We start from the raw sequence: 22,502 nt of genomic DNA, 5'->3' as shown, positions 1-22,502 counted from the left end.
CGATGGGCTTGTTTTCTGCTCAGCGTTCCAGGTGCTCTTCTAGTCAACCGCTAACTGCGGTTGCCCAGCTGAAGTCATAGTGAGCGCTCAACAACTTCATTGCGACAACAGCGACGAGAACGCAGATGATTTGAAGCAACGTTCTGGTCGAGAACACTCTATTGAAGAGCCTCATGACACCACCTCTAGCGCTGGTGACCGAGCCCGATTCCGAGCTTGAGTGCCTTTTGGCGGAGTGAGCCTTCGGAGCGCTTTGTGAGCTTCGCGATTTTTGCAACCGGGGTCTTCGCTTTCGAATGAGCGCGCAGCTCTTTCACGTCGGCCTTTGTGTATTCGCGACGCGTTGCTTTCTTCGTAGCCGTCTTTGCCTTTTTCGCCACTTTTAGCTCCTCGATTCGAGAGTGGCGTACTAGCACAGTCGCGTTGAGGCGCAACTCTCCATCGGCTGACTCTATGTGTTAGTACATCGGTGAACTCTCTCGACGGCAGTATTGCGGGGATTTGCCCAACTATTGAATTGTTTTAGCAATTCCTGGTGGGGCCAATTCGAACTGAAGTAATCTGACCGATGTAGGGGCAGACTGGGCGACCTGCCAAGGACACCGCGGGGGCAAAATGCGCACGGCGTGCTCTCGGCTGCCTAATGTGCAACGCTTGATGCCGCCCGCCCTTCATCTGCCCGGCTAGGGTGAGCGACGCTTCGCATCGTTCGTCCGATTCGTACGCCACGGCATCCAGCAGCCGCACCGGCGCTCTAGATTTCTTTTTTGCTGGCAAGATTTGCGATCCTATTACCCAGGCCGGTCGAGGTTCGGTGGGAGACATGGACGGCAAGGACGAGAGAACTCGGGTCGAGGCGTTAGGGTCGTCAGATCGCACGGAAACGCCCCGGCCCACGAAGCGCGGTCGCAAGAACCGTGGCATGCCGCCGCCCGCGCCGTTCGACATCGATACTCTGCCCGGGAGCTCTAATTTGACGGCGTTGGAGGCAGCTGCCGTTCTCCGGCGCACGCCCGGCGCGCTGGAGCAGTGGCGGAGGCATCCGAACCACCCGCTGAAATGGCGTTACGTCGATGGCCGGCCGCTCTATCGTGTCGACGCAGTGCGCGACTATCTGGCCCAGCGCAATAGAACCACTAAGGCGCCTCAGCCGCATAATGCTCACGGAGACGGCCGAGGAGCTCGGCCTTGATTGGGTCAAGCGGGTTCGTCCGCTGCAGGCGCACGATTTTGCCGACCCGTTTGGCGCCAACCAACTCCGCAATGTAGTCGTGAGCCGCTTCGAACGCCATCTTGCGGATGATCCACTGTTCGTCGTGGTTGTATACCTGATCGATTCCGCTTGGCTTTTGCCCAACACACAGCCGCTGGATTTCGTTGTCGTAGCCACAGCGTGACATGATAGTGCGCAGGCTGCGCCTTAGATCATGCATGGTGAACTTGGCAACGCCCGCTTCCTTGACTAGGCGGTTGACCATCTTGGTGAAGCCGGACATCTGGCCGCCGGTCTTCGGTGAAGGGAAGACATAGTCGGAGGTTGCCCGCTGGAAATGTTTCGCGGCCGTGAGCACCTCGTCAACCAGGTGAGTGCGCGGCACATCGTGGTGCAGCCCCATCTTGGTCCACGCTGCGTCGAAGGTGATCCGGTCGTCCATGATATGCTTTCGCCACTCGATCATGGTAGGCTCGCTGCGGCGCGGGCCGCCGAGCAGGCACATGCGTGCCAGGAGACCGAAAGCTCCGAGCTTGCCGGATGCATCCCAGACCTTGATGATTTCCTCATCGGTTAGCGCGCGGCCCTTCGTGCGGCGTCCGACCCTTTGCGCACGGGTTTCCTTGGGCGCGCGATAGCCTGCGAGCACGTTGTGCTCGACGTAGCCTTCGCCGACGCACCATTCGAGGAAGGTATGCACGTGCTTGCGCAAGTCCTTGGCTGCACCGCGCTTGCCGGTTTTGGCAATCTTCTCGACCGCAGCCATGATCTGCCGTCGCGTCAGGTCCCCCACGCCGCTCTCGGCCTGATCCTTGAGCCCGCGCCGCAGCGCCGACATTGCAGGCTTCCAGTTGACGACTTGACGTTCGGTCAAGGACGTCTGATAGGGACCATCTTCGACAATGAGGGTCGCGAGCGTGGTGCGCTGCTTCTCGGCTGCCTGTTGCCGCCTCGCCTCGCGCTTCGCGTCGTTCGGGTCCAAACCTTTGACGACCTCGCCTGCGGCGATCGTGGCGGCCTTGCGTGCGGCCTTCTCATTATATTTGGGCCACGCGCCCAGGGTCTTGCGCTGGGTCCCCCGCACACCCGGCTTGGTGAAGAGGTAGACCCAGGTCCGGCCGCCGGTGGCGCGCATGCGCAAGGCGAGGCCGGGCAGCTTGTCGTCGTGGAGATAATGCTGCGCCTTACCCGGCGGCAGCGTTGCGTCGCGAATCACCGCATCGGTAAGTGTCAGCTGGTTGGCCGGCTCCGTCATAATTCATTCCCTCTCTCTGTGCCCCGGTGTGCCCCGCAAGAATGGCGGTCAGCCTCGAACAGAACCGGGTCTCAGACCTGCCCCCGTTTTTGTGCCCCAAGGGAAAACCGACGGCGGGCACAACGGGGGCATACAAAATGTGGTAAGGTCAACTATGGCCGCCTATGGCCCCAAAGGCCATAACTACCCGCAAACTCTAGGATTTCTACCTCAAAACTGTGGCTGGATTTGGTTGGCTCGGGTCTACCGATTGTGGTTCACACGGGAGAGGTCCAAGGTTCGATCCCTTGTGCGCCCACCATGCTTCGCCAAAAGGCTTCGCGTGGCGCAGCCACGTCCAATCATGGCGAAGCGTGTCCGGCGTAGCTCGAAAGCGTCGACGGACCGGGGCGTCTTGCTCCCGCTCCGGCAAAATCGCGAAAACAACCCCATGCACAGTAGACAGCACCAGCCAAATCAATGGTTTACGCCTTTTCCGATTCTTGGTTTGCCTCGTCAGGCAAAACAGGAGATGGATGGCCTGATCTGGAGAGAGGCCTGCGGCTCAATGTGCCATCAGGACAGGCAGATCAGCATGCTCCATGATATAGCTGGTCGCCCCGCCGAATATCATTTGCCGCAACCGCGTGCGGGTGAAGGCTCCCTTGATCAAGAGATCGCAGCCTTCAGCTCTACTCGCATCTAGGACTGCCTCTCCAGTATCGCGATTCTCCAGCTCAACCCTTCTCACCTGCGCAGCAATGTCATTGTACCGCAGTTGCTGGACGATCTGATCGACAGATGGTCCTGGTACCGCTTGGCCGCCAACAACGGTTAGGACCGATACCCGTTCGGCCAGACGAAGCAACGGCATGGCAAATGCGTTTGCCCGGGCTTGCTCGGTACTACCGTTCCAATGGATCATAATGTTTGTTGCGACGCTTCTTTGTGCATTCAATGGCGCAAGTAGAACCGGCCTGCCGCTCTCAAACAGCGCGGACTCAATCGCGCGACGGTGAGGGCCTGCAGCATCGATGTCAGACCGAGCCATCACGATCAGATCGAAAGCGCGCCCATAACTTCCGACAAAGTCTTCGCCCTCAGGCGCGGTCTCCAGCCAGCCGAAACAGGGTCGACCCAATCCAGCAGTGGATCGAGGAACATCGTGTTTCAGCATGAATGCTTCGAAAAAGTCGCGCATGTCGTTCAATTCGGCTTCGCTCTTGACTTCATACGAATCCAAGAGAATGCCGGTGGCCAATTCCGCGGCTAAATATTGAGGGATGCCGAACCGGAGCGGGAAGCCTTCAATATAGGCGCCGGTACGTTTCGCGAGGCGTACGGCAACATCGAGCGTGGATGTCATCATCGGAATATTTTGAAGCGGGACCAAGAGCGTCTTCATTTTGAATCCCCGGCATTTTGGGTGAACAGTGACAGGACGCCTAGTTTTCGCTTGAAATGGCGCTTGTGATAATTTCACTTGCGGGCCGTTCCGGTTTGTTCGTCAACAATGGCTGCAGTTACGCGGCCTGCTCAAGCCTCGTATCTATCTCCTGACGCAGCGCCGCGAAGTCGATTGGCTTGGTCATCAGGTCGGTTGCGCCGTTCGCGAGCGCCTTGAGCCTGGTCTCGGCATCGCCGTAGGCCGTGATCATGATGACAGGCACATCGGGACGGACGGAGCGCACGATGGGCAGCATCTCCAGCCCGCTCATTCCGGGCATGTTGATCTCGGACAGGATCAGAATCAGGGTGGCATCCTCTATCTCGGCCGCGCGTTGCAATGCCAACGGTGCCGACGGTACAAATTCCATGAGAAAACGACCGGCGCGCAGATCGCGCCGAAACTGCTGGCGGAATAGCGCCTCGACGTCGGGTTCGTCGTCGACCACCAATATAAAGACGCTCAACTTCTCCCTCCCGTCTGCAATGGTGCCGCCAGCGTACGCGGCAGCCAAATGATGAACTCCGTATAATCGCCAGGCTCGGTATCGACCTCGATGCTGCCGCCGTGCTGCTTCACAATGATGTCGTGGCAGATTGAAAGGCCAAGCCCGGTTCCTTCGCCGGCTGGCTTTGTCGTGAAGAACGGATTGAATATCTTCTCTCTCACGTCGGCCGGAATGCCGGTGCCGTTGTCGCGAATCCGGATTTCCACGGCGCCGCCGAGATTCGTCGTCGTCGCGCACAGCCTCGGCTCGAAGCCGTCCCCAGCAGCGTCCCTGTGCTTGCCAGCTGCGTAGAATCCATTTGAAATCAGATTGAGGAACACCCGCGTGATCTCCTGCGGATACAGATCGAGCGCCCCGGCCGACGGATCGAGATGCCTCTCAAGCGTGATATTGAATCCCGGCTTTTCAGCGCGTGCACCGTGATAAGCAAGGCTGAGGCTTTCCTCGACGACCGCGTTGATATCGGCCGAACGACGCTCGCCAGACCCTTCGCGCGAGTGCAGAAGCATGTTCTTGACGATGGAATCGGCGCGCTTTCCGTGCTGGACGATCTTTTCCAGATTACCTTGCAGCATGTGTATGAGCGCGTCGATTTCCTGCCTTGCCGCCTCACCGAGTGCGGCCGAGCGCAGTCCGTCGCTGAGCTCGTCGATCAACTCGGAGGAAACCCCAGCGAAATTATTGACGAAGTTGAGCGGGTTCTTGATTTCATGCGCAATGCCGGCGGTGAGTTGCCCAAGCGAGGCCAACTTCTCGGTATGGATCAACCGATCCTGCGCGTTTCGCAGTTCCTCCAACGATTGCGACAATTCCATGGTGCGCTCGCGCAGTTCATTCAGCAGGCGCGCATTCTCGATCGCGATCACGGCCTGGTGCGCGAAGTTGGATACGAGGTCGATCTGCTTGTCCGTGAAGGGTTTGACTTCCTGGCGGAAGATCGTGATGGTGCCGATCAGCTCGTCTTCCTTGAGCATCGGAACGATGACGAGGGTCCTTGCGCCGGCAAGGTCAGCAAGCGCGCGAACGTTCGGATTGCCTTCGACGTAGGGCGGTTGCGCTCTGATATCGTCGATATGAACCGTCTGATGAGTTTTCTCGACCGTGCCGAGCCCGCTCGCGGGATGTGGGCGAATGCTCTGGTACAGCCGGGTATCAACGTAGGCTTGCGGCGCGTTGTGCAGTGCGACCGTGCGAAAGCCGCCTTCTTCGTAGAGGTTCATGGTGCCGAATCCGGCGCCGCAGATCCGCGTCGCATTCTCCAGCATTTTGCGAAAGACCGGAGCCAATTCGCCCGACGAAGCGCTGATGATTTCGAGCACCTCCGAGGTGGCAGTCTGCCGCTCCAGCGATTCGTTCAATTGCTCGAACAGGCGCACATTGCCGAGGGCGATCACGGCCTGATCCGCAAAGGTCTGAAGCAGGCTGATCTGCTTGTCGTCGAATGGGCGTACCTCCATACGGCGCAGTACGATCGCCCCCATGCTCTCGCCTTCGCGCAAGAGCGGCACACTCAGAACAGTCCGAACGTTGGAGCGAACCGCATATTCGCGTCCTATCGGGTATTCCTCTCCATCGGGCCCGAGCAAGTCGTTCACTTGAACGGTGCGACGATCGACAATCGCCCGGCCGGTGGGCGATTTGACGCTGATCGCCCGCCGGCTCCACACTACGGGAACTTGTCCATGGTGCGCCTCGATGACGATATCGTCGCCATCCCTCAGAACGACCAGCGCGTCATATGCCTCGCACAGCCCGCATGCGCTTTCCACGATGGCCTTGAGCACCGGGCCGACTTCAGTCGGCGAGGAAGCGATAACCCGCAAGATATTGGCGCTGCCGGTCTGGTACCTCAGCGCCTCCGACAGATCTCGCGTCCTGGTTTGCAGTTGTTCGAACAGCCGGACGTTCTCGATGGCGATCACGGCCTGGTCGGCAAACGTAGCGACAAGCTCGATCTGCTTTTCCGTGAAGGGCTGCACCCGCTTGCGGGCGATTACGATCGCGCCGATCGGCTCGTTCTCGCGTAGAAGAGGGACACCGAGCGCCGTGCGCTGACCAGCCATGGTGACGGACTCGTGCAGGCCGTACTCGGGATCGGCAGCGACGTCGAGGATCTGCACTGGACGGCGCTCAAGCACGGCCCGACCTGTAACAGTGCTCCGACCGGGCGTAATCGGGTGACCCTTCAGGAACTCGATGTATTTCTCGGGAAACCCAACTGCAGCTCCGGCCTGATATTCATCGCCCTCGCGGCGCATGATGAATGCCATCTCCGCTTCGCACAGCCGTGCCGCCGAATCGACCAGCGTGTTGAGCACGGTCTGCAGATCGAACGTCGAGCGACTGATCACCTTCAGCACATCGGCAGTCGCGGTTTGCTGCTGGAGCGACTCGGCGAGATCGCGCGTCTTCGCTTGGACCTCATCGAAGAGCCGGACATTCTCGATCGCGATCACGGCCTGATCGGCGAAGGTGGAGACCAGGTCGATCTGCTTGTCCATGAACGAGTTCACGGTCTTGCGGCCCAGAAACAGCACGCCGATCGTTTCTCCGGACCGAAGCAAAGGCACGCCAAGAAGGGTGCGGTAACCGCCGGCCCTCTGCTGCTCGGGATAGGCGTATTCGGGATCGGCCAAGACATCCTGGATCTGGACAACCCCGCCGCATAGCAGGACGCGCCCAACGAGGCTGCCGCGCCCAGCATTGAGTCGAATGCCCGCCGAGACGTCGGCCCACTCGGGTGAGAAATTGTACCGGCTCGCGTGATAGTAGGCGCCATCAGCGTCCTGCCGGACGATTGCCGCCATGTCGGCACCACACAGCCACGCCGCCGATTCCGTCAGCGTGTCGAGAACGGCTTTCAAATCGAACGCAGAGCGGCTGATGACCTTCAACACATCCGCGGTCGCGGTCTGCTGCTGCAGCGATTCCCGCAAGTCGTCTGTACGCGCCTGCACTTCATTGAAGAGCCGCGTATTCTCGATGGCGATAACCGCCTGGTCGGCGAAGGTTTGCAGAAGCTGCACATGATGCGGAGCGAAGGTACCTGGCTCGACTCGCGTCACGCTGATCATGCCGATCACCGCGCCGCCGGTCGCGAGGGGAACGAACAACATGCTGCGAAAGCCGCGGGCACGCGCGATGGGCTTGATGTCGTTCGTCAGTGCTTCAGTGTCGGGCGTCGGTACCACCTTACCCGCCTGGACTCCCGCGAAGCTCTCGAACTCGGCAATCGGCCTCGGAAACATGTTGTTCAAGGCCTGGTCGGCGGCAGGATTCGTGGGCGTGAATGCCGCCAAATGGGCCATTCCGTCGATGAAACGGAATACGGTCGTCGAAAAGCCGGCGAGCAAGGCATTGGCCTGGCTCGCGATGGCATCGAATACCGGCTTCACCTCCGACGGCGAACTGGCGATGATCTTGAGAATGTCTGCAGTGGCGGTCTCGCGATCTTGTGCGGCGCGCAATTCGGCCAGGAGCCGCGCGTTCTCGCGCTGCAAATCTGCCACCACGTCCTGAGGAAGCGCGGCCATGATGAAAATCCATATCGCCAGCTGGTTCACAGCCGACGTCAAAATCTAATCAAGAAAGCGGCGGGAATTATTCCACCATCAGGTGCGTCCGACCAGACGTATCGTTGGTTGATTTTCAATCGACTACGCGTCAATTCGTCTCCACGATCTGTCGAGGCGGCGAGTTCCACAAATCTCTGATGCAAGCCGCATCATTCGTGCCGCGCGGCGCCTGAAACGTTGAAGGGAACACGCATGGCGACCATCTTCATCACCGGCAGCACCGATGGCCTCGGCCGCGCGGCGGCGCAATCGCTGCTCGATCAAGGCCACCGCGTGGTGCTGCACGCGCGCTCGGCCGATCGCATCGGCGCGCTCGGCGAGCTGAGGTCGCGTGTCCAAGGGATCGTGGTCGGCGATCTCAAGAGTGCGGCCGAGACGAAGGCTATCGCCGATCAGGTCAACGCGATCGGGCGCATGGACGCGATCATCCACAATGCCGGCGTCTACACGCGGCCCGGCCGTGGCGCGACGCCGGAGGGCCATGCCGAGACGCTCGCCATCAACACGCTTGCACCGTACATGCTCACCGCGCGGATCGAGCGGCCCGGTCGGCTGGTGTATCTCAGCAGCGGATTGCACAGGGGTGGAGAGGGTTCGCTCGACGACCTCGACTGGACCAAGCGTCCCTGGGATTCGGCCAAGGCCTATGCCGAGAGCAAGCTGCACGTGGTCGCGCTGGCCCTCGCGCTGGCGCGCCGCTGGCCCAAGGTTCTCAGCAATGCCGTCGACCCCGGCTGGGTGCGCACGAAGATGGGCGGCGCGGGCGCGCCGGTCGACATCGCCACCGGACAGCGGACGCAAACCTGGCTGGCGGTGAGCGAGGATTCCGCTGCCTTGGTGACCGGGCGCTACTGGCATAACCTCGAGCAGCAGCAGCCGGCCCGTGAGGCGACCGATCCGAAATTTCAGGACGCGCTCATCGACAAATTGAGCAAGCTGACTGGCGTTGAGCTGCCGCGGGTGTAGGACGCTGACGGAGCAGACTTCACGCCGCCCGCTGTGGCCGCCACGCCGTGTAGAGACCGACCAGGGTCCCGATGGCGACCAGCGCGGCTGCCAGTAGCACCTGCAATTCGCCATCGTCGGTGGGGCCGACCGACGACACGAGCCTCGTCACGATGACGAACAGAATGCCGACGGCGGCCGCGGCTCCCACGCAGAGATAAGCGAGCTCGCGTGTCAGATTGCGACCGAGAAGCCCGAGCGCCGTGAAATACATCGCGCAGGCGTTGGGATGAACGAACAAGGCAATGCGCGCGTAAGGACCGTAGGCGTCAAACAAGGACTCGCAACGGCGCAGGGCCCCTTTTGAGGCCACTCGCTGCAGGAACGGCCTGAAGAAACGAGCCTGTCCGTAGCTGAGAACGGCACCCAGGATGATGGCGAGCCACGCCACGGTGAAGACGGAGCCATCCACGGCCTTGGGATTGAGCGCCACCGACATCAGGATGAGGGCGGTGCCGGGAAAATAGCCGAAATACGGGAAGACCGCTTCCAGCAGCACGCAGACGAACATGAAGGCCGGAAACCAAGCCGACCCGGCCGCGCCATGGACGACGGCGTTCAGATCGAACAGGCTCGTCCGGTACAGGACGAGGTACATGCACATGGCGAGGCCAGCCAGCGCGTAGAACGGCAGCGCTCCCGACAGAAACCGTCTCATCCAACCATCGCGCTTTGTTTGGCGGAGACGACGGCCTCGCGCTGTTCCGGATCATGCTTTAGGCGAATGAGATTGCTCCTGTCGATAGCGCCCTTTGCCACGCAACTCCCGCCTGGCCCCGCGCGTCCCTACGCGATCGCCAAGATTTCGATCTCCTGCGCGCCCGAGCCCGCGACATCGCCGACCGCCTTCCCCATCAGCGACCTCGCCACCGGCGCGACGAACGAGATCGTCCCCGCTTTCGGATCGGCTTCGTCCTCGCCGACGATGCGATAGGTTTGCACGCGGCCGTCAGCGCGGCTGAAAGTCACGGTGCTGCCGAAGGCGACGATATCCGTCGAGGCCGGATCGGGCACGAGCTGCGCGGTGCGCAAGCGTTCCGTCAGATAGCGGGCGTCGCGCAAGGGCACGGCCGATTGCCGGCGTTTCTCGTTGACGTCCTCGATGGCTTGCGCGGCTTCATAGGCCGCGCGGGCCTCTTGAAGCTGCGCCTGCAACGCATGCAGGCCTTTTTCCGTCACGAGGTTCGGATGCGGCGAGATGGGGCGATCCGGCAACAGCGTTTCGGACGCGGTTTCGGCGCTTTCTTCCTTGGTAAAGGCGACGCTCAATTCAAGAATCCTGTCGAACGGTCCGGGGTCGGCGACGCAGCGCGCCGCCGCGACCGGATTATATCTCAAGTTCGACGAAACGACGGAGCTTGAAAACGATATCCGGCATGGCCTGGCGGAACCGGGTCGCATTCTGGAAATTGGTCGAGAACGGCGCGAAGGTGATCATCGCGTTCCAATGCCGGTAGCCATAGACCGTGACCGAGGCGCCGGTTGCCGGAAAATCCTCCAGCTTGCGCAGCTCGCCCAGCACGAGATCGGCGATCGCTTCAGCAGGAAGAAGCTGTCGGCCGTCCCGCGTCGTGACGATTTTGGCGGGCTGCTCGACCGGCTCCGCGGCAGCCGGCGCGGCATCGGGCGCATCCTCCTGCCCGGTCGGCGTCGGCTCGGCGACGGGCGGCGCAACCGCTTCCGCCCCGTTGGACGGCACTGTCGGCGGCCCCTCGGTCAGCGGCGGCGGTGCAACACTTTCTGCGCGCTTGTTGCCTCCAAGGATGCTGCTGATCATGGCCACGAGCCCAGCATCCTTCACGTCGTCGCTCATCATTTCCCCCGGGATTCAGCCTACTCTAGCACCGCTCTCGCAGACCGCCACCGGGATGTGAGGTGGGAAGCCGCCCGGCCGGGGCGTTCCTTCGATCGCGTGTCCCTCGAAGGTGCCGGCGCAACGGCTGACCACGTCGCGCCGCCATGCGATCGGCTACCGCTTATCGAACGGAATATATTGATGGTACTGCTTGGGCACCGAGCTGCGATAGCGCGCGGGCACGGTGCCGCTGTCGACGGAGTGGTCGATCTCCTGCTGCCGCGTCATCTTTTTCTTCGCCTGCTTTTTCGACGCGCTCTTCTTGGAGTCGGTCGGCTGGCTGGAGCTATCGGTGGACGCAGCCGGTGCCGTCGTCGCTGCCGGCGCAGTGCTTGTCGCCGCAGGCGCCGCGGTTCCGCCGGTGGCGGGTGCGGTCTGAGCCAACGCGAGCGATGTCTGCATCATGAGCGCCAATGCCGCGGTCGCGGCCAGCAAGTATGACTTTTGCATCAGAACCTCCAAAATTGCCTGATCCGAACCAGGCCAAACCTAGGCCTGCGGCATCGACGCGTGCAAGTTTGTCGACATTAGGTCTGTTCCTGCACGACAACTGTGGCCGAGATCACATTGCTCGGCGACGAGACCACGGGTGAAAGGCTCTGAAACCATTTGTAAGAAAGCGCGTCGGCCATTAGCTGGCCCAAATCGATTAATTCGAAGCTGGTCGGTGACCTAATCCGGCTACCGAGGACATCTTTACCAGAGCACGACGGATATCATGCCGTGAGCGAGTCTCGGGGCAACAACCAGGTTGAAATCGGACTTGCGCGGCCGGCAATTCGGCAGAGGCCATTCGGCTTCAGTTTTTCGACACCCGACCCGAGATGAGCTTGCCGTCGGATTGCGCCAAGCAGCTCGTCACTCACGACGATGAACGCGCCAAGCTTCCGTGTGAGCGCTTCGAGCTTGCGCGCCACGTTGACCGTATCGCCCGCGATCGCCTGCTCCAGATGTTGCTCCACTCCAATCTGGCCCATCCCCACCGAGCCAAAATGGACGCCGATGCCGATGCTCAGCGGCAACTCTCCGCGCGCGCTGCGCTCAGCGCTCCAGGCTGCAATCGTATGCAACATGCCGAAAGCGCAAGAGAGTGCGCGGCCAGCCGCGCAGCGCGCATCGTGCGCATCACCGAATGTCGCGACGATGGCGTCACCCTGATATTGTATGACTCTGCCCTGATGCTGAATGACTCGCATCGCCATGCGCTGCTGGTAGCTGCGCAAGAAGTTTATCGTCTCCGCCGGAGACCACTCTTCCGACATGCAGGTGGATCCGATGATGTCGGCGAAAAGGACGGCTGCGTGTTCGACCCGGACGGTATCCCGTTCCGAGGACATGCAAGCAGGCTCCCAAGCGTTTACGACTGAAGCAATACCAATCTGATTTGCGGCGGTCATGGCGTAATCTCTCTGAATTCGGTTCGAGATTCGGCTGGTCGGATGATCAGCCTGCGCCACAGAGTGAGCGCGCAGCCATCAAGCGAAAACAGCATCTCGCGGTCGCCATGAGCAACCGGCTGGCCAATGCCGGCCATTCCGCTGTCAAGTTCTATCAGGTCGTGTTAGTTTGTGTCACAATGCCCGCGCTAGACAGGTGCTGGAGCGCCCAATGTCGACCAGTCTTTCCGGACGCCACCTTCTCCGCTTCAGCGCAGACTTACGGGCCCATCGGGCGACATTTTCACTCAATGATGCTGAATACGCAGATCAAATTCTCAAGATTTCGCTCAATACCTTCAAGAAATGCCTCCACCCGAACAGTGACAAGCTTCTCCTCAAACGGCATACTCTTCTCAGCATCCTTGCCAATGCGGGCTTGAATCCGCGAGGATACGGGCTCTCGATTACCCTTCCGAGTCAATCCTCGCTGTTCGGGGGATATCATACGAGTGACTACGACCATCTGTGCGGTCGATTTTTTCTCTATCGGCGCTCTTTTCTAACCGCCCGCAATATTACCTGCAGCGTCCTGGACATCCGGCCGAGCGAGAGCCATGACTGCCTGGCATTCCATGAACTGCACTATTACGTCTCCGACTCAGGCGCCCGAGATGAGATCAATTATTCCGGGAATGTTCATATGAATCTGGAGCGCAACGTCGTCAGCATGCCTGCATATTTCGAGGGACAGGTGAGGCTGACTCTCGTGCAGCCGGAACGACTCGGCAAATCCAAGGTCAAGATGCGTGGCGCGGTTCTGACATTTGGAAATCCGAAGGGTTACTGGCAGCCGACGGTCTCCTGCGTCTTTGTCGATGGACCGGTCGAGACAAAGGTCGCGCATCCGAGAAACCTTTGCAGGACAATTCTCGAAGGATCGGAGGAGCACGCAACTCTCTCCGCCGAGATGGCTCGTGTTGAAGAGCATGCAACGATCATCACCCCCTTGATGTGGGCCAAGCTGCAGGCCGGAGCTACAGCCGCATAGGACATCCCATGGCGCGCACGCCACGCATCGCGGTGATCCTCGACGAGAATACCAGCGGCGATGGAAGCCGCTACGAGGCTGCGAAGAGCTATTTCACGGCGATCCGGGACGCCGGCGGCCTGCCGTTCGGCATCCCCTACCTCCCCGAAATCGTGGCGCCGGTCGCCGAGGAATTCGATGGCCTGCTCTGCGTCGGGGGACGGTTTTCTTACCCGGACGACTGGTATCTCCAGGGCAGGCTATCGAGGGCTCCGGCTTCGGAGAGACTGGCCATCGAGCGCGAAATCACCAACGAATTTCTGCGCCGCGAAAAGCCTGTTCTCGGGATATGCGCCGGCATGCAGCTGCTCGCCGGCCTTCATGGGTGCCGGTTGTGGTCCGACGTCAAGGCTTCGGGCCCCTCGATCATCGAACACGACAAGAAAGGTTTGCTGCACCGTGTGACGCTCACCCCCGGCACGAAGCTGGCGGCCTTGGCGAGAGTCCCCGAAATGCTCGTCAATACACTCCACTGGGAGGCGGTTGGCGAACTGTCCTCGTCAGTGATCGCCAGTGCCCGTTCCGATGACGGGGTCATCGAGGCGATCGAGATTCCAGCGCACCCCTTTGCGCTCGGCGTTCAGTGGCATCAGGAGCAGTTTGCCGCCGACGACCACCCTGGCAACCACCTTTTTCGAGGCTTCGTGAAAGCATGCGTAACGGGTAGCGGCAACTGACCGACAATTGGCGGGAGAGCGCCATGCAAAGCTGGAATTCCCGGATGGCAGCGATCGCGCTGGGACTTGCCGTCTTCGGCCTTCGCGTCCCCGCCATGGCTCAAACCGAAACGGTTCCGACCGCAAGGGTCGTGACCATCGTTTGGCAGGATGTGTCTCGAGACGTTCTGGCAATGGCACCTGAGCTTGGAGCGCTGCCAAAGAGCCTCGCAGCGAGGCTGCGGCCCGACATCGACCGGCAACTCGAAGGCCTCGTCTTTGCGGACAAGGAAGCGTTGCGGCCTCTGGTGTCGCTCAATGCGATGACGGCTAGCGTCAATCCGCGCATCGCGAAGGTACCGATTCCCGTGCTGGCACCTATCGACAGCTCTCGATATGTGTCCGCGTTCGTCAGCTCGCGTGGCTTCGGGCCGAAAGGCACCAACGCTTTTCTCAGCCCGGCCATCAGCAGAATGCAGTTCCTCGGCAAGACGACCGGCTATGACGCCATCCTCACCGTCAAACCGTCGCTGCTCCCCCGCGGCTACAAGGCGAATGCAAATCTCGTGCGGATTCATCTCGGCGGGACCGGCCTGCTGTATGACGCCAACAATGAGGACAAGAGCGGCGGGGATGCGCGGCGGGGCGATGCCGTCGAGGACCAGGCGCTGCAGGACATGTATCCGCGACTTCGACGCAATTTCAGCGACGACGGTCTGACGTACACTTTCGTCAAGTACGGCGTTTTCTACTTCGCAAACATATCCTGTGCCAGCGATCCGCCGTTCGTTGCGGATTTCCCCTGTGCGAAGGTCGAGGGGATTCTCCGGACGGTGCTTCGCGATCTCCGCCTCGTCGGTGGCTTGCCGCTTCCTATTCCTCATGCGGCGGGAAGCGCATCGCCGCGCCCCCTGAAGATGAGCCCCGCTTTCGCTTATCATGCGCCGGGCAATCTCCTGCCAGGGACAAGCCAGGACGGCCGCGGAGGCGTGACGCAGAAGATCCTGTGGGGCGGGGGTAATTTGCGTTTCCCGATAGAGCTGGATCCAACCTACGCAAATTCGCAAACCTTCATGCATGCAGGCGATTGCCTCGGCCAGAAGATCCCTGTGGGTGGCGGTCGCTACAAATGCCGGCAAAATCCAGGCCAGATACTCGAGCCTCGCGAAGACAAGACGGAGAACTACGCCTTCCCGTGGCGTGATAATTACTGCGAGGAGCGGAACGACAATTCGCGGGAGCCCAGGGACTGCCCGGCCGGAAGGCGGGCTCACGAAGGCCAGGACATCCGCCCCCGTGAATGCCGATATGACGGCACGCGTTGCAAGATCGACTTGTTCGACGTGGTCGCGGTGACCAAGGGTCAAGCGTTCTGGAAAGCCAATAACAATGTGAAGTTCATCGCCGAGAACGATACCGGCGTCTATTTTGTGTACCTTCACATGAGCCCCGATGCGCTCAGGAAGGCCGGCCTGAAGCAAGGCGACATGGTCCGCCGCAATCGTGGGGACAAGATAGGCAAGGTCGGGAATTGGATGCACACCACCCCGAACGGCACGACGGCACATCTGCACTTCGAGATCCGGTCGCAAACGGAAACATGCGGGGGCTACGGTTGCACGGCTTCCCCCTACTGGACGCTCATCCGGTCGTATGAGCAGCTGATCGGCATGCAAGGAACGGAAATTCCCTGAGAGCGGGATGCTGCGAGGAGGAGTGCGTTCGGTTTTGATTTGCGGCTGTCAGGGATTGCGAGTCCGTTCAACGGCTGTCGGAGCAATGCGCCCCGTGCGTGATAGGCCTTGGGGGCGCGGCGCTCCTTTATGGCAAGGGAGAAGGTGCGATGAGGCTTGCACGGCGGGACTTTTTACGTGTGATCGGGGGAGGACTCGCAGCGCCGGCGTTATCGGGCGCGGCCTGGAGCCAATCCACCGGGAGTGCTCAGACCGCCGATGCGGCCGCGGTCGTCGAGCCGAATCCCGATTTCACCTACGTCCCCGGGCTAACTCCGCTGAAAGCGGCACTGCGGCCCTACCGGAAGAGTACCTACCGGCTGGAGAAGCAGGTGCTGAGCGGAGGCAAGCTCGTGATTCACAATTACGGGCACGGCGGCGCCGGCATCACGATGAGCTGGGGGTGTGCGCAGGAAGTCGCGGACATCGTGACGGCGCAATTTCCTAATCCGGCAGGAAAGCCGGTTGCCGTCCTGGGAGCCGGAGTCATGGGCCTGACGGCGGCAACATGGTTGACCGAAAAGCTGCGAATGCAAGCGACGGTGTTTGCCAAGCATTTGACCCCGCAGACGACATCGAACGTAGCCGGCGGCCAGTGGGCTGCTTCGAAGGTAGCGTTCCAAGCCAGCGAAAGGGACAAGTTTGTCCGCATCCTGCGCCGATCCCACAGGGAGCATGGGTTGCGCGGCAGCGCCTACGGCGTCTCCCCTCGGGACAACTACTCCCTCATCGAGCTCCCGTCGTTCACGGAGGTCCCGCCCGATCTCGTGCCGCGCACTTTCCTGAACCGGCTGCCGTTTACAACGATGAACCGATCAGGTTGGAGATATTCGACCCTGCTGGTCGAACCCCCGATATTTCTGACCAAGCTCCAGCAGGAACTGCAGAAGAATGGTGTGCGAATCGTGCAGCAGGAGTTCTTCTCCGAAGATCAAGTTCGCGCACTTGCAGCGGACATCGTCGTCAACTGTACCGGGGCGGGCTCGGACGCCATCTGGCCCGACCCCAATCTGATGCCGATCAAAGGCCAACTGGTAATGTTGCCGGCGCAGCCCCGACTGCAATATCTGTTCAGTGGGAGCGGATACGTGTTTCCGCGCACGGACTGCGTCGTGATCGGTGGGACTGAGGAAACCAGCTTCACGGATGACAACCCCGATCCGCAACGCTGCGCGGCTTTGGTCCAGCACCTGAAAGATGTGTTCGACGGTGTCACGACGATCGCTCCGGAATGGATGATCCGGGATGAGTGACGGATGGACGGCCTGCCGCTTCGTCCTCGAAATCCGGCCTGTATGAGGACGCGCGCTACTGCGTAGCGCCGAGCCCGACCTCCGCCAGCCGCGCCGCGAACCAGCGCGACTGCGCCTCGTCGACGGCGGCGCTGACATACACTTCCGACATCGTCACGTGGTGCCGGTCCAGCACCAGCAGCACGCCGATCCAGTACGGAAACCAGACATGGACATCGGTCAGCGCCCTCAGCTTGTGCTGGTCGTGCTCGAGCGGCGTGTGATTGCTGGCCTTGCGGATCTCGACCGTGAGCAGATTGTTCGGGATCTCGCGCTGGTGCACGGCGACGTCGGGATAGATCGACTTTCCCAGATGATCGTCGGTCGAGATGATGGTGCCGTGCGGCAGATGCAGCGTGCGTTCGCCGAGCCGGTCGTAGTTGCAGTCGACCGACCAGCCCGTGAACTGCTTCTCCAGATGCACGGCGAAGCGGTGCGTGAGCGCGCGCTCGCCGATGTCCTTCTCGAACAGGAAGGCTTCATGGGCGTAGAAGTCCCGGAGCGCTGCGATCACCTTGTTCAGCTCGGTCTGCATCGTGCCTCCGGGCCCACCACGCGCACTCATTGCGCCGCCGTCAGACCCTCATGGTGAGGAGCGCGGAACGCGCGTCTCGAACCATGAAGGCCAGTATCCCACCTGCAAGCATCCTTCGAAACGCCCGCTTGGGCGAGGCCCTCAGGATGTCCTGGATTCGCGGCGCGACCAGCCAGCCCCTACATCTGGACTTCGATCAGCCGCGGCCCGGGCTCGGCGACGGCTTCGGCCAGCGCCTTGTTGAATTCGTCGGCATTGGTGACGGCGCGGCCGGGCACGCCCATGCCCTTCGCCAGGGCGACGAAATCCAGCGTCGGGCGGTCGAGCCGCAGCATGTCGTTGGCGCGCTGGCCGGGCTCGCCGGCGCCGACATTGTCGAACTCGCCGCGGAGGATCTGGTAGATGCGGTTGGCGAACACGATGGTGACGATGTTGAGGTTCTCGCGCGCCTGGGTCCACAGCGACTGGATCGTGTACATCGCGCTGCCGTCGCCGACCATGCAGATCACCTTGCGGTCAGGACAGGCGATCGCCGCACCGATCGACAGCGGCGTCGAGAAGCCGATCGAGCCGCCCATGTTCTGCAGCCAGTCGTGCGGCGCGGCGGCCGCCGTCGGCGGGAAGAAGGCGCGGCCGGTGGTGAGCGATTCGTCGACCAGGATGGCATTCTCGGGGATCGCGTAGGCGATCGACTGCGCGATCGAGGCATGGGTCAGCGCGCCGGTCGGCTTGAACAGCTCCTGCAACGCTTGCGGCTTGACGTCCTTGGCGCTCGCCTTCACGGCACCGGCCAGCGCTTCGAGCGCTGCGACCGAGTTCTCGCCCCAGGAGGTCATGCGATGGACGTCGCAGCCCTCGGGCTTGAGCATGCTCGGCTTGTTCGGATAGGCGAAGAACGCCACGGGATCGTCGGCCTCGACCAGCACGATGTGCCGGAACTTGGCCAGCATCGGCAGCGCGTTCTCGATCACGTAGTGGATGCGGTCGATCGAATAGCGGCCGCGGCCCCGCGCCATCCTGGGGCGGAAGGTCGGGCCCATCACGGTGCAGCCGGTCTTGGCGGCGATGCGCTCGGCCAGCGCAAGTCCCTGCTCACTCAAGGCGCTGCCGGTCATCAGCAGCAGCGTGCCCTCGCCGTCGCCATGCAGGATCTTTGCGGCCTGTTCGACCGCCTGCGGCGAATAGCTCGCGCGCTGCTGTTCGGCGGGAACCTCGGCGATGCCGTCGGCCTCGTTCCAGGCCGTGTCGGCTGGCAGGATCAGGGTCGCGATCTGCGGCGGCGCGCTCTTTGCGGCGGCAATGGCCGCGGCGCCGTCAGCGGCAACCGATTTGGCGTCCGGCGAGGTGCGGACCCAGGACGACATCGGCCGGGCCAGGCCCTCGATGTCGGAAGTCAGCGGCGCGTTGAAGCCGATATGGTAGACCGCGTGCTGGCCGACGATATTGACGATGCCGGAATTGGCCTTCTTGGCATTGTGGAGATTGGCAAGGCCGTTGGCGAGGCCGGGGCCGAGATGCAGCAGGGTCGAGGCCGGCGTTCCCTTCATGCGGAAATAGCCGTCGGCCGCGCCCGTCACCACGCCTTCGAACAGGCCGAGCACGCAGCGCATGCCGGGCACGCGGTCGAGCGCTGCGACAAAATGCATCTCGGAGGTGCCCGGGTTGGTGAAGCAGACGTCCACCCCACCCTTGACCATCGTCCGCACCAGGCTTTCCGCACCGTTCATCAGAGGCTCCCGCAACCGGCCATGTCCAGATATCCGTTCGATCAATCATTGTTCGCGCGTTCCGTCAAAGCAATAGGCGGCATCGCTGCCCTGCCCCGCGCGACGACGCGCGGGTTCGGCAAGCTGGCATGGTTGCCGATTTGATAACGCCGACCGTGGAGGATGACGGCCCTCACGGGCCCGTGGCTTGCGAAATGCCTGCAAATATGGCCAGTGACGTCAGTTGAATCGATTTTTTGCTGGGGGAGACAATGATCCGGTTTTTTGCCGCACCGATTGCCGCAATGGCGCTGTTGCTCGCGGGCGCGACCGCTGCATCGGCGGCGGGGATGATAGACTTCACGGGCACGAGCGCCACCGGCTTTCTCGGTAGCGGCGCAAGCCCGATCCCCCGCACCACGGTCATGTACAACGGCAACTACGCCCCCGGCACGATCGTGGTGAACACGGGCGAGCGCCGGCTGTATCTGGTGCTCCAGAACGGCCAGGCGCTGCGCTACGGCATCGGCGTCGGTCGCGACGGCTTCCGCTGGGGCGGGGTGCACAGGATCACCGCCAAGAAGGAATGGCCGGACTGGACGCCGCCGTCGCAAATGCTGGCCCGCCGGCCCGACCTGCCGCGCCACATGAAGGGCGGCGTCGACAATCCGCTCGGCGCCCGCGCGATGTATCTGGGCTCGACGCTCTACCGCATCCACGGCTCCAACGAGCCGGAGACGATCGGCCAGGCGGTATCCTCGGGCTGCTTCCGCATGACCAATGACGATGTCACGGACCTCTATGGCCGCGTCGCCGTCGGCACCACCGTGGTGGTGCTGAAGAACTAGACCGGGAATGGAGTGGACAAAGCGACTTGTCCGCCATAGCTCGAAGAGCGACGGCGGAAGCGTGCCCACGATTTGTGGCTGATGGCGAGAGACGGTGGGCACGGCGCTTTCGCGCCTTTGCCCACCCTACGGCACCGCGCTTGAAAGTAGCAGGAACCCGCCGGCCGCGTGAATTTGTGGTCTTGTGCGCGCGCGGCGAATGCGGCAGCGTTGCACGACGATGAGCGCAATGAATCCGCCCTCGCCTCGCCTTCGCATCGCACTATTGGCGCTCGCCGCGCTCACATTGGTGCCTCACCTTGCAGCCATGGCCGCCGCGGCTGAATTGCCCGCGATCTCCTCGCGCCAGCGCGCCGAGAAGAAGAGCTTCACCGACGGCGAGATCGTCGACGGTTTCCTGAAGACGGCGTTCGGCGCCGAATATCACCTCGCCGGCCGCGTCGACCGTATCCGCAAATTCGACGGACCCGTGCGCGTCTACGCCGAGAGCGAGCGCACTGACCGCAAGGCGCAGCTCGCAAAGGTCGTGGCCGACATCGGCAAGCGCGTGCAGCATCTCGACCTCGCCATGATCGCGACCTCCGAAGCGGCGAACGTGCGCGTGAAGCTGGTGCGCGACCGCGATCTCTTCCGCACCCTTACCAGCTTCTACGGCGCCGAGAAGGCGCGCGAGATCCGCACCTCCCTCGATCCGCAATGCCTGTCCGGCTTCCGCAAGAACGACAATTTCGAGATCGAGCACGCCGACGTCATCCTCACCGTCGATAATGGCGACTTCACCTTCCTCGACTGCGCCTATGAGGAGCTGCTGCAATCGCTCGGGCCGATCAACGACACCGCGAGCGTGCCCTGGACCATGTTCAACGACAACGTCTCGATGGGCTTTTTCGACGTCTACGACCAGTACATCCTCAATCTGCTGTACGATCCCCGCATCAAGGCAGGCATGACAGTGGCTGATGTCAAGGCGGTGCTGCCCGCCGTGCTCAAGGACGTGCGCGCGTGGGTGAAGCGGGTGAACGATCTGAAGGAGTGAGGTTTTCTTACCCTCCGCCCTACTGCACCAGATCCGCAACCGTCGTCGCCGCTTTCAGCCCCGTCCCGGTGAGCACCGCGACCGTGGTCTCGTTCGCCTTGATGGCGCCGGTGGCGGAGAGCTTGTCGAGCGCCGCGGCGGCGCTGGCGCTGGTCGGCTCGGAGAACAGGCCCTGACGCGCGAGACGGCGTAGCGCGGCGACGATCTCCGCCTCGGTGAGCGCGACAGTGCCGCCACCGCTCTCGCGCAAGGCGCCGATGATCTCGCGCATGCGCAGCGGATTCTTGATGGCGGTGCCTTCGGCAATGGTCTTGCTCACCTCGCGGGTCACAGGCGTATCGACGCCGGCCCTGAAGCTGGCATCGATCGGCGAGCAATTGAGCGGCTGCGCCGCGAACAGGCGCGGCAGCTTCGATATCTGGCCGGCCTTCAAGAGCTCGCGGAAGCCGAAGGCGCAGCCCAGGAGACTGCTGCCGGCGCCGACGGGAACGATGACGTTGTCGGGCGCGCGGAAGCCGAGGTCTTCCCAGATCTCATAGGCGAGCGACTTGGTGCCTTCGAGAAAGAAAGGCTGCCAATTGTGGCTGGCATAGAAGGTCTGGCTCGACTGCCGGATGGCCTCGGCTTCCGACTCCTCGCGCGGTCCCTCGACAAGCTGCACCGCGGCGCCATAGGCGCGCACCTGCGCGATCTTGGCCGGCGAGGTCGAGGCAGGCGCCAGGATCTTCACGCGCATGCCGCCGGCACCCAGCCCCGCCATCGACGAGCCGCCATTGCCCGAGGAGTCTTCGAGAATGGCTGAGACGCCGATCTGGCGCAGGAAGGACAGCATCACGGCGGAGCCGCGGTCCTTGAAGCTGCCGGTGGGATTGAACCATTCGAGCTTGAACAACGGCCGCAGATCGCCCCAGTCCTGCTGGATCAGCGGCGTGCAGCCCTCGCCGAGCGTGATCGGGTTCTTGATGTCCGCCGGCAGCGCCGCACGGTAGCGCCAGAGCGAGCGCGTGCGGCCGTCGATGTCCTCGCGCGAGATGCCGGCGCCCGGCGTCACCAGCAGCGGCGTGCGCTCGTCCGAGCACCAGCGCGGCTGGTCGAGCGGATAGAGCCGTTCGTTGCGGGGGTCGATGTAGCTGGCGGCGGGCATGGCAGTCTCCAGGGCAAAACGATTGGCCCTTGAAAACACGAAAAATGACAATATTTCAATCTCTTAAACTGACTGCGTGAGCGCAGCCGCGAGATCGGCAGGCGTCATGGATTGGGCCGCAACCGGCCCTCCCCGCCCGGCACGATTAACTTGTCTGTCGCGGCTTGCCGCTACAATATGTTGGATTGAGCTCGCGTCGCCGGTGTCCACGACTGGTAACGCGACCGAGCCAGGCCCGTCCGAGCGGCG

Annotated in this window: 20 protein-coding genes; 7 read left to right on the top strand and 13 right to left on the bottom strand. The window is 62.1% G+C overall.

Features of this window, described 5'->3' with window-relative positions; translation table 11 throughout:
* Positions 1-185 precede the first annotated feature (185 nt).
* The 5 genes from ACFDR6_RS23730 to ACFDR6_RS23710 form a co-directional block, all read right to left on the bottom strand.
* Positions 186-380 (bottom strand): hypothetical protein, encoded by a 195-nt coding sequence (locus ACFDR6_RS23730; protein WP_375859678.1) that lies wholly within the window; start codon positions 378-380, stop codon positions 186-188.
* 756 nt (positions 381-1,136) lie between these two features.
* Positions 1,137-2,468, bottom strand: coding sequence for a tyrosine-type recombinase/integrase (locus tag ACFDR6_RS23725; RefSeq protein WP_375859677.1), 1,332 nt, complete (start codon positions 2,466-2,468; stop codon positions 1,137-1,139).
* 544 nt (positions 2,469-3,012) lie between these two features.
* Positions 3,013-3,852 carry a universal stress protein gene (locus tag ACFDR6_RS23720; protein ID WP_375859676.1) on the bottom strand — a complete coding sequence of 280 codons (840 nt, stop codon included), beginning with the start codon at positions 3,850-3,852 and terminating at the stop codon, positions 3,013-3,015.
* A 118-nt stretch (positions 3,853-3,970) separates the two neighbouring features.
* Entirely contained in the window at positions 3,971-4,360 is a 390-nt protein-coding gene (locus tag ACFDR6_RS23715; RefSeq protein WP_375859675.1) for a response regulator, read from the bottom strand.
* The gene (locus ACFDR6_RS23710) at positions 4,357-7,935 is read right to left on the bottom strand and encodes a GAF domain-containing protein (protein WP_375859674.1); all 3,579 of its coding nucleotides are present in this window, start codon (positions 7,933-7,935) and stop codon (positions 4,357-4,359) included. Before ACFDR6_RS23710 ends, ACFDR6_RS23715 begins: the two co-directional genes overlap by 4 nt.
* Positions 7,936-8,169: 234 nt before the next feature.
* Between ACFDR6_RS23710 and ACFDR6_RS23705 the strand changes: the two genes are divergently transcribed.
* Positions 8,170-8,943, top strand: coding sequence for an SDR family NAD(P)-dependent oxidoreductase (locus tag ACFDR6_RS23705; protein WP_375859673.1), 774 nt, complete (start codon positions 8,170-8,172; stop codon positions 8,941-8,943).
* Positions 8,944-8,962: 19 nt separating this feature from the next.
* On the opposite strand, the gene ACFDR6_RS23700 is transcribed toward ACFDR6_RS23705, so the two are convergent.
* The 5 genes from ACFDR6_RS23700 to ACFDR6_RS23680 form a co-directional block, all read right to left on the bottom strand.
* On the bottom strand, positions 8,963-9,640 hold the full coding sequence (locus tag ACFDR6_RS23700; protein ID WP_212088900.1) for a hypothetical protein: 678 nt from the start codon (positions 9,638-9,640) through the stop codon (positions 8,963-8,965).
* Between the two features lie 128 nt (positions 9,641-9,768).
* Positions 9,769-10,251 (bottom strand): transcription elongation factor GreA, encoded by a 483-nt coding sequence (gene greA / locus ACFDR6_RS23695; RefSeq protein WP_375859672.1) that lies wholly within the window; start codon positions 10,249-10,251, stop codon positions 9,769-9,771.
* Between the two features lie 58 nt (positions 10,252-10,309).
* Positions 10,310-10,795 (bottom strand): hypothetical protein, encoded by a 486-nt coding sequence (locus tag ACFDR6_RS23690; RefSeq protein ID WP_212088896.1) that lies wholly within the window; start codon positions 10,793-10,795, stop codon positions 10,310-10,312.
* 156 nt (positions 10,796-10,951) lie between these two features.
* Positions 10,952-11,287: a hypothetical protein gene (locus ACFDR6_RS23685; protein WP_375859671.1), complete on the bottom strand. Its 336-nt coding sequence runs from the start codon at positions 11,285-11,287 to the stop codon at positions 10,952-10,954.
* Between the two features lie 266 nt (positions 11,288-11,553).
* Positions 11,554-12,234, bottom strand: a complete 681-nt coding sequence (locus tag ACFDR6_RS23680; protein ID WP_212088892.1) for an adenylate/guanylate cyclase domain-containing protein — start codon at positions 12,232-12,234, stop codon at positions 11,554-11,556.
* Between the two features lie 211 nt (positions 12,235-12,445).
* Here ACFDR6_RS23680 and ACFDR6_RS23675 point away from each other — a divergent pair, with 211 nt between their 5' ends.
* The 4 genes from ACFDR6_RS23675 to ACFDR6_RS23660 all read left to right on the top strand — a co-directional run bounded on the left by ACFDR6_RS23675 (position 12,446) and on the right by ACFDR6_RS23660 (position 16,945).
* Positions 12,446-13,264, top strand: a complete 819-nt coding sequence (locus tag ACFDR6_RS23675; RefSeq protein WP_212088890.1) for a hypothetical protein — start codon at positions 12,446-12,448, stop codon at positions 13,262-13,264.
* An 8-nt stretch (positions 13,265-13,272) separates the two neighbouring features.
* Positions 13,273-13,980, top strand: coding sequence for a gamma-glutamyl-gamma-aminobutyrate hydrolase family protein (locus ACFDR6_RS23670; RefSeq protein WP_375859670.1), 708 nt, complete (start codon positions 13,273-13,275; stop codon positions 13,978-13,980).
* 23 nt (positions 13,981-14,003) lie between these two features.
* Positions 14,004-15,653, top strand: a complete 1,650-nt coding sequence (locus ACFDR6_RS23665) for a M23 family metallopeptidase (RefSeq protein ID WP_375859669.1) — start codon at positions 14,004-14,006, stop codon at positions 15,651-15,653.
* A gap of 149 nt (positions 15,654-15,802) precedes the next feature.
* Positions 15,803-16,945 carry an FAD-dependent oxidoreductase gene (locus ACFDR6_RS23660; RefSeq protein WP_375859668.1) on the top strand — a complete coding sequence of 381 codons (1,143 nt, stop codon included), beginning with the start codon at positions 15,803-15,805 and terminating at the stop codon, positions 16,943-16,945.
* 55 nt (positions 16,946-17,000) lie between these two features.
* On the opposite strand, the gene ACFDR6_RS23655 is transcribed toward ACFDR6_RS23660, so the two are convergent.
* On the bottom strand, positions 17,001-17,519 hold the full coding sequence (locus ACFDR6_RS23655) for a hypothetical protein (protein ID WP_375859667.1): 519 nt from the start codon (positions 17,517-17,519) through the stop codon (positions 17,001-17,003).
* Between the two features lie 179 nt (positions 17,520-17,698).
* On the bottom strand, positions 17,699-19,246 hold the full coding sequence (locus ACFDR6_RS23650) for an acetolactate synthase large subunit (RefSeq protein ID WP_212088872.1): 1,548 nt from the start codon (positions 19,244-19,246) through the stop codon (positions 17,699-17,701).
* A gap of 329 nt (positions 19,247-19,575) precedes the next feature.
* Here ACFDR6_RS23650 and ACFDR6_RS23645 point away from each other — a divergent pair, with 329 nt between their 5' ends.
* A complete protein-coding gene (locus ACFDR6_RS23645) occupies positions 19,576-20,073 on the top strand; it encodes a L,D-transpeptidase (protein WP_375848482.1) in 498 nt (165 codons plus the stop codon).
* 229 nt (positions 20,074-20,302) lie between these two features.
* Positions 20,303-21,109 carry a DUF2927 domain-containing protein gene (locus ACFDR6_RS23640; protein ID WP_375848480.1) on the top strand — a complete coding sequence of 269 codons (807 nt, stop codon included), beginning with the start codon at positions 20,303-20,305 and terminating at the stop codon, positions 21,107-21,109.
* A 19-nt stretch (positions 21,110-21,128) separates the two neighbouring features.
* Here ACFDR6_RS23640 and ACFDR6_RS23635 read toward each other — a convergent pair whose 3' ends face one another.
* Entirely contained in the window at positions 21,129-22,253 is a 1,125-nt protein-coding gene (locus tag ACFDR6_RS23635) for a threonine synthase (protein WP_375859666.1), read from the bottom strand.
* Positions 22,254-22,502: the final 249 nt, after the last annotated feature.

This window comes from Bradyrhizobium tunisiense (assembly GCF_042263385.1).
Taxonomy (GTDB): domain Bacteria; phylum Pseudomonadota; class Alphaproteobacteria; order Rhizobiales; family Xanthobacteraceae; genus Bradyrhizobium; species Bradyrhizobium tunisiense.
This window is presented reverse-complemented; position numbering and strand designations above follow the sequence as displayed.

Excerpts from the sequence above, each read along its gene's own strand:
- ACFDR6_RS23725 (WP_375859677.1), bottom strand. The coding sequence starts at position 2,468 with ATGACGGAGCCGGCCAACCAGCTGACACTTACCGATGCGGTGATTCGC.
- ACFDR6_RS23720 (WP_375859676.1), bottom strand. The coding sequence starts at position 3,852 with ATGAAGACGCTCTTGGTCCCGCTTCAAAATATTCCGATGATGACATCC.
- ACFDR6_RS23710 (WP_375859674.1), bottom strand. The coding sequence starts at position 7,935 with ATGGCCGCGCTTCCTCAGGACGTGGTGGCAGATTTGCAGCGCGAGAAC.
- ACFDR6_RS23705 (WP_375859673.1), top strand. The coding sequence starts at position 8,170 with ATGGCGACCATCTTCATCACCGGCAGCACCGATGGCCTCGGCCGCGCG.
- ACFDR6_RS23700 (WP_212088900.1), bottom strand. The coding sequence starts at position 9,640 with ATGAGACGGTTTCTGTCGGGAGCGCTGCCGTTCTACGCGCTGGCTGGC.
- ACFDR6_RS23690 (WP_212088896.1), bottom strand. The coding sequence starts at position 10,795 with ATGAGCGACGACGTGAAGGATGCTGGGCTCGTGGCCATGATCAGCAGC.
- ACFDR6_RS23685 (WP_375859671.1), bottom strand. The coding sequence starts at position 11,287 with ATGCAAAAGTCATACTTGCTGGCCGCGACCGCGGCATTGGCGCTCATG.
- ACFDR6_RS23680 (WP_212088892.1), bottom strand. The coding sequence starts at position 12,234 with ATGACCGCCGCAAATCAGATTGGTATTGCTTCAGTCGTAAACGCTTGG.
- ACFDR6_RS23675 (WP_212088890.1), top strand. The coding sequence starts at position 12,446 with ATGTCGACCAGTCTTTCCGGACGCCACCTTCTCCGCTTCAGCGCAGAC.
- ACFDR6_RS23670 (WP_375859670.1), top strand. The coding sequence starts at position 13,273 with ATGGCGCGCACGCCACGCATCGCGGTGATCCTCGACGAGAATACCAGC.
- ACFDR6_RS23665 (WP_375859669.1), top strand. The coding sequence starts at position 14,004 with ATGCAAAGCTGGAATTCCCGGATGGCAGCGATCGCGCTGGGACTTGCC.
- ACFDR6_RS23660 (WP_375859668.1), top strand. The coding sequence starts at position 15,803 with ATGAGGCTTGCACGGCGGGACTTTTTACGTGTGATCGGGGGAGGACTC.
- ACFDR6_RS23655 (WP_375859667.1), bottom strand. The coding sequence starts at position 17,519 with ATGCAGACCGAGCTGAACAAGGTGATCGCAGCGCTCCGGGACTTCTAC.
- ACFDR6_RS23650 (WP_212088872.1), bottom strand. The coding sequence starts at position 19,246 with ATGAACGGTGCGGAAAGCCTGGTGCGGACGATGGTCAAGGGTGGGGTG.
- ACFDR6_RS23645 (WP_375848482.1), top strand. The coding sequence starts at position 19,576 with ATGATAGACTTCACGGGCACGAGCGCCACCGGCTTTCTCGGTAGCGGC.
- ACFDR6_RS23640 (WP_375848480.1), top strand. The coding sequence starts at position 20,303 with ATGAATCCGCCCTCGCCTCGCCTTCGCATCGCACTATTGGCGCTCGCC.
- ACFDR6_RS23635 (WP_375859666.1), bottom strand. The coding sequence starts at position 22,253 with ATGCCCGCCGCCAGCTACATCGACCCCCGCAACGAACGGCTCTATCCG.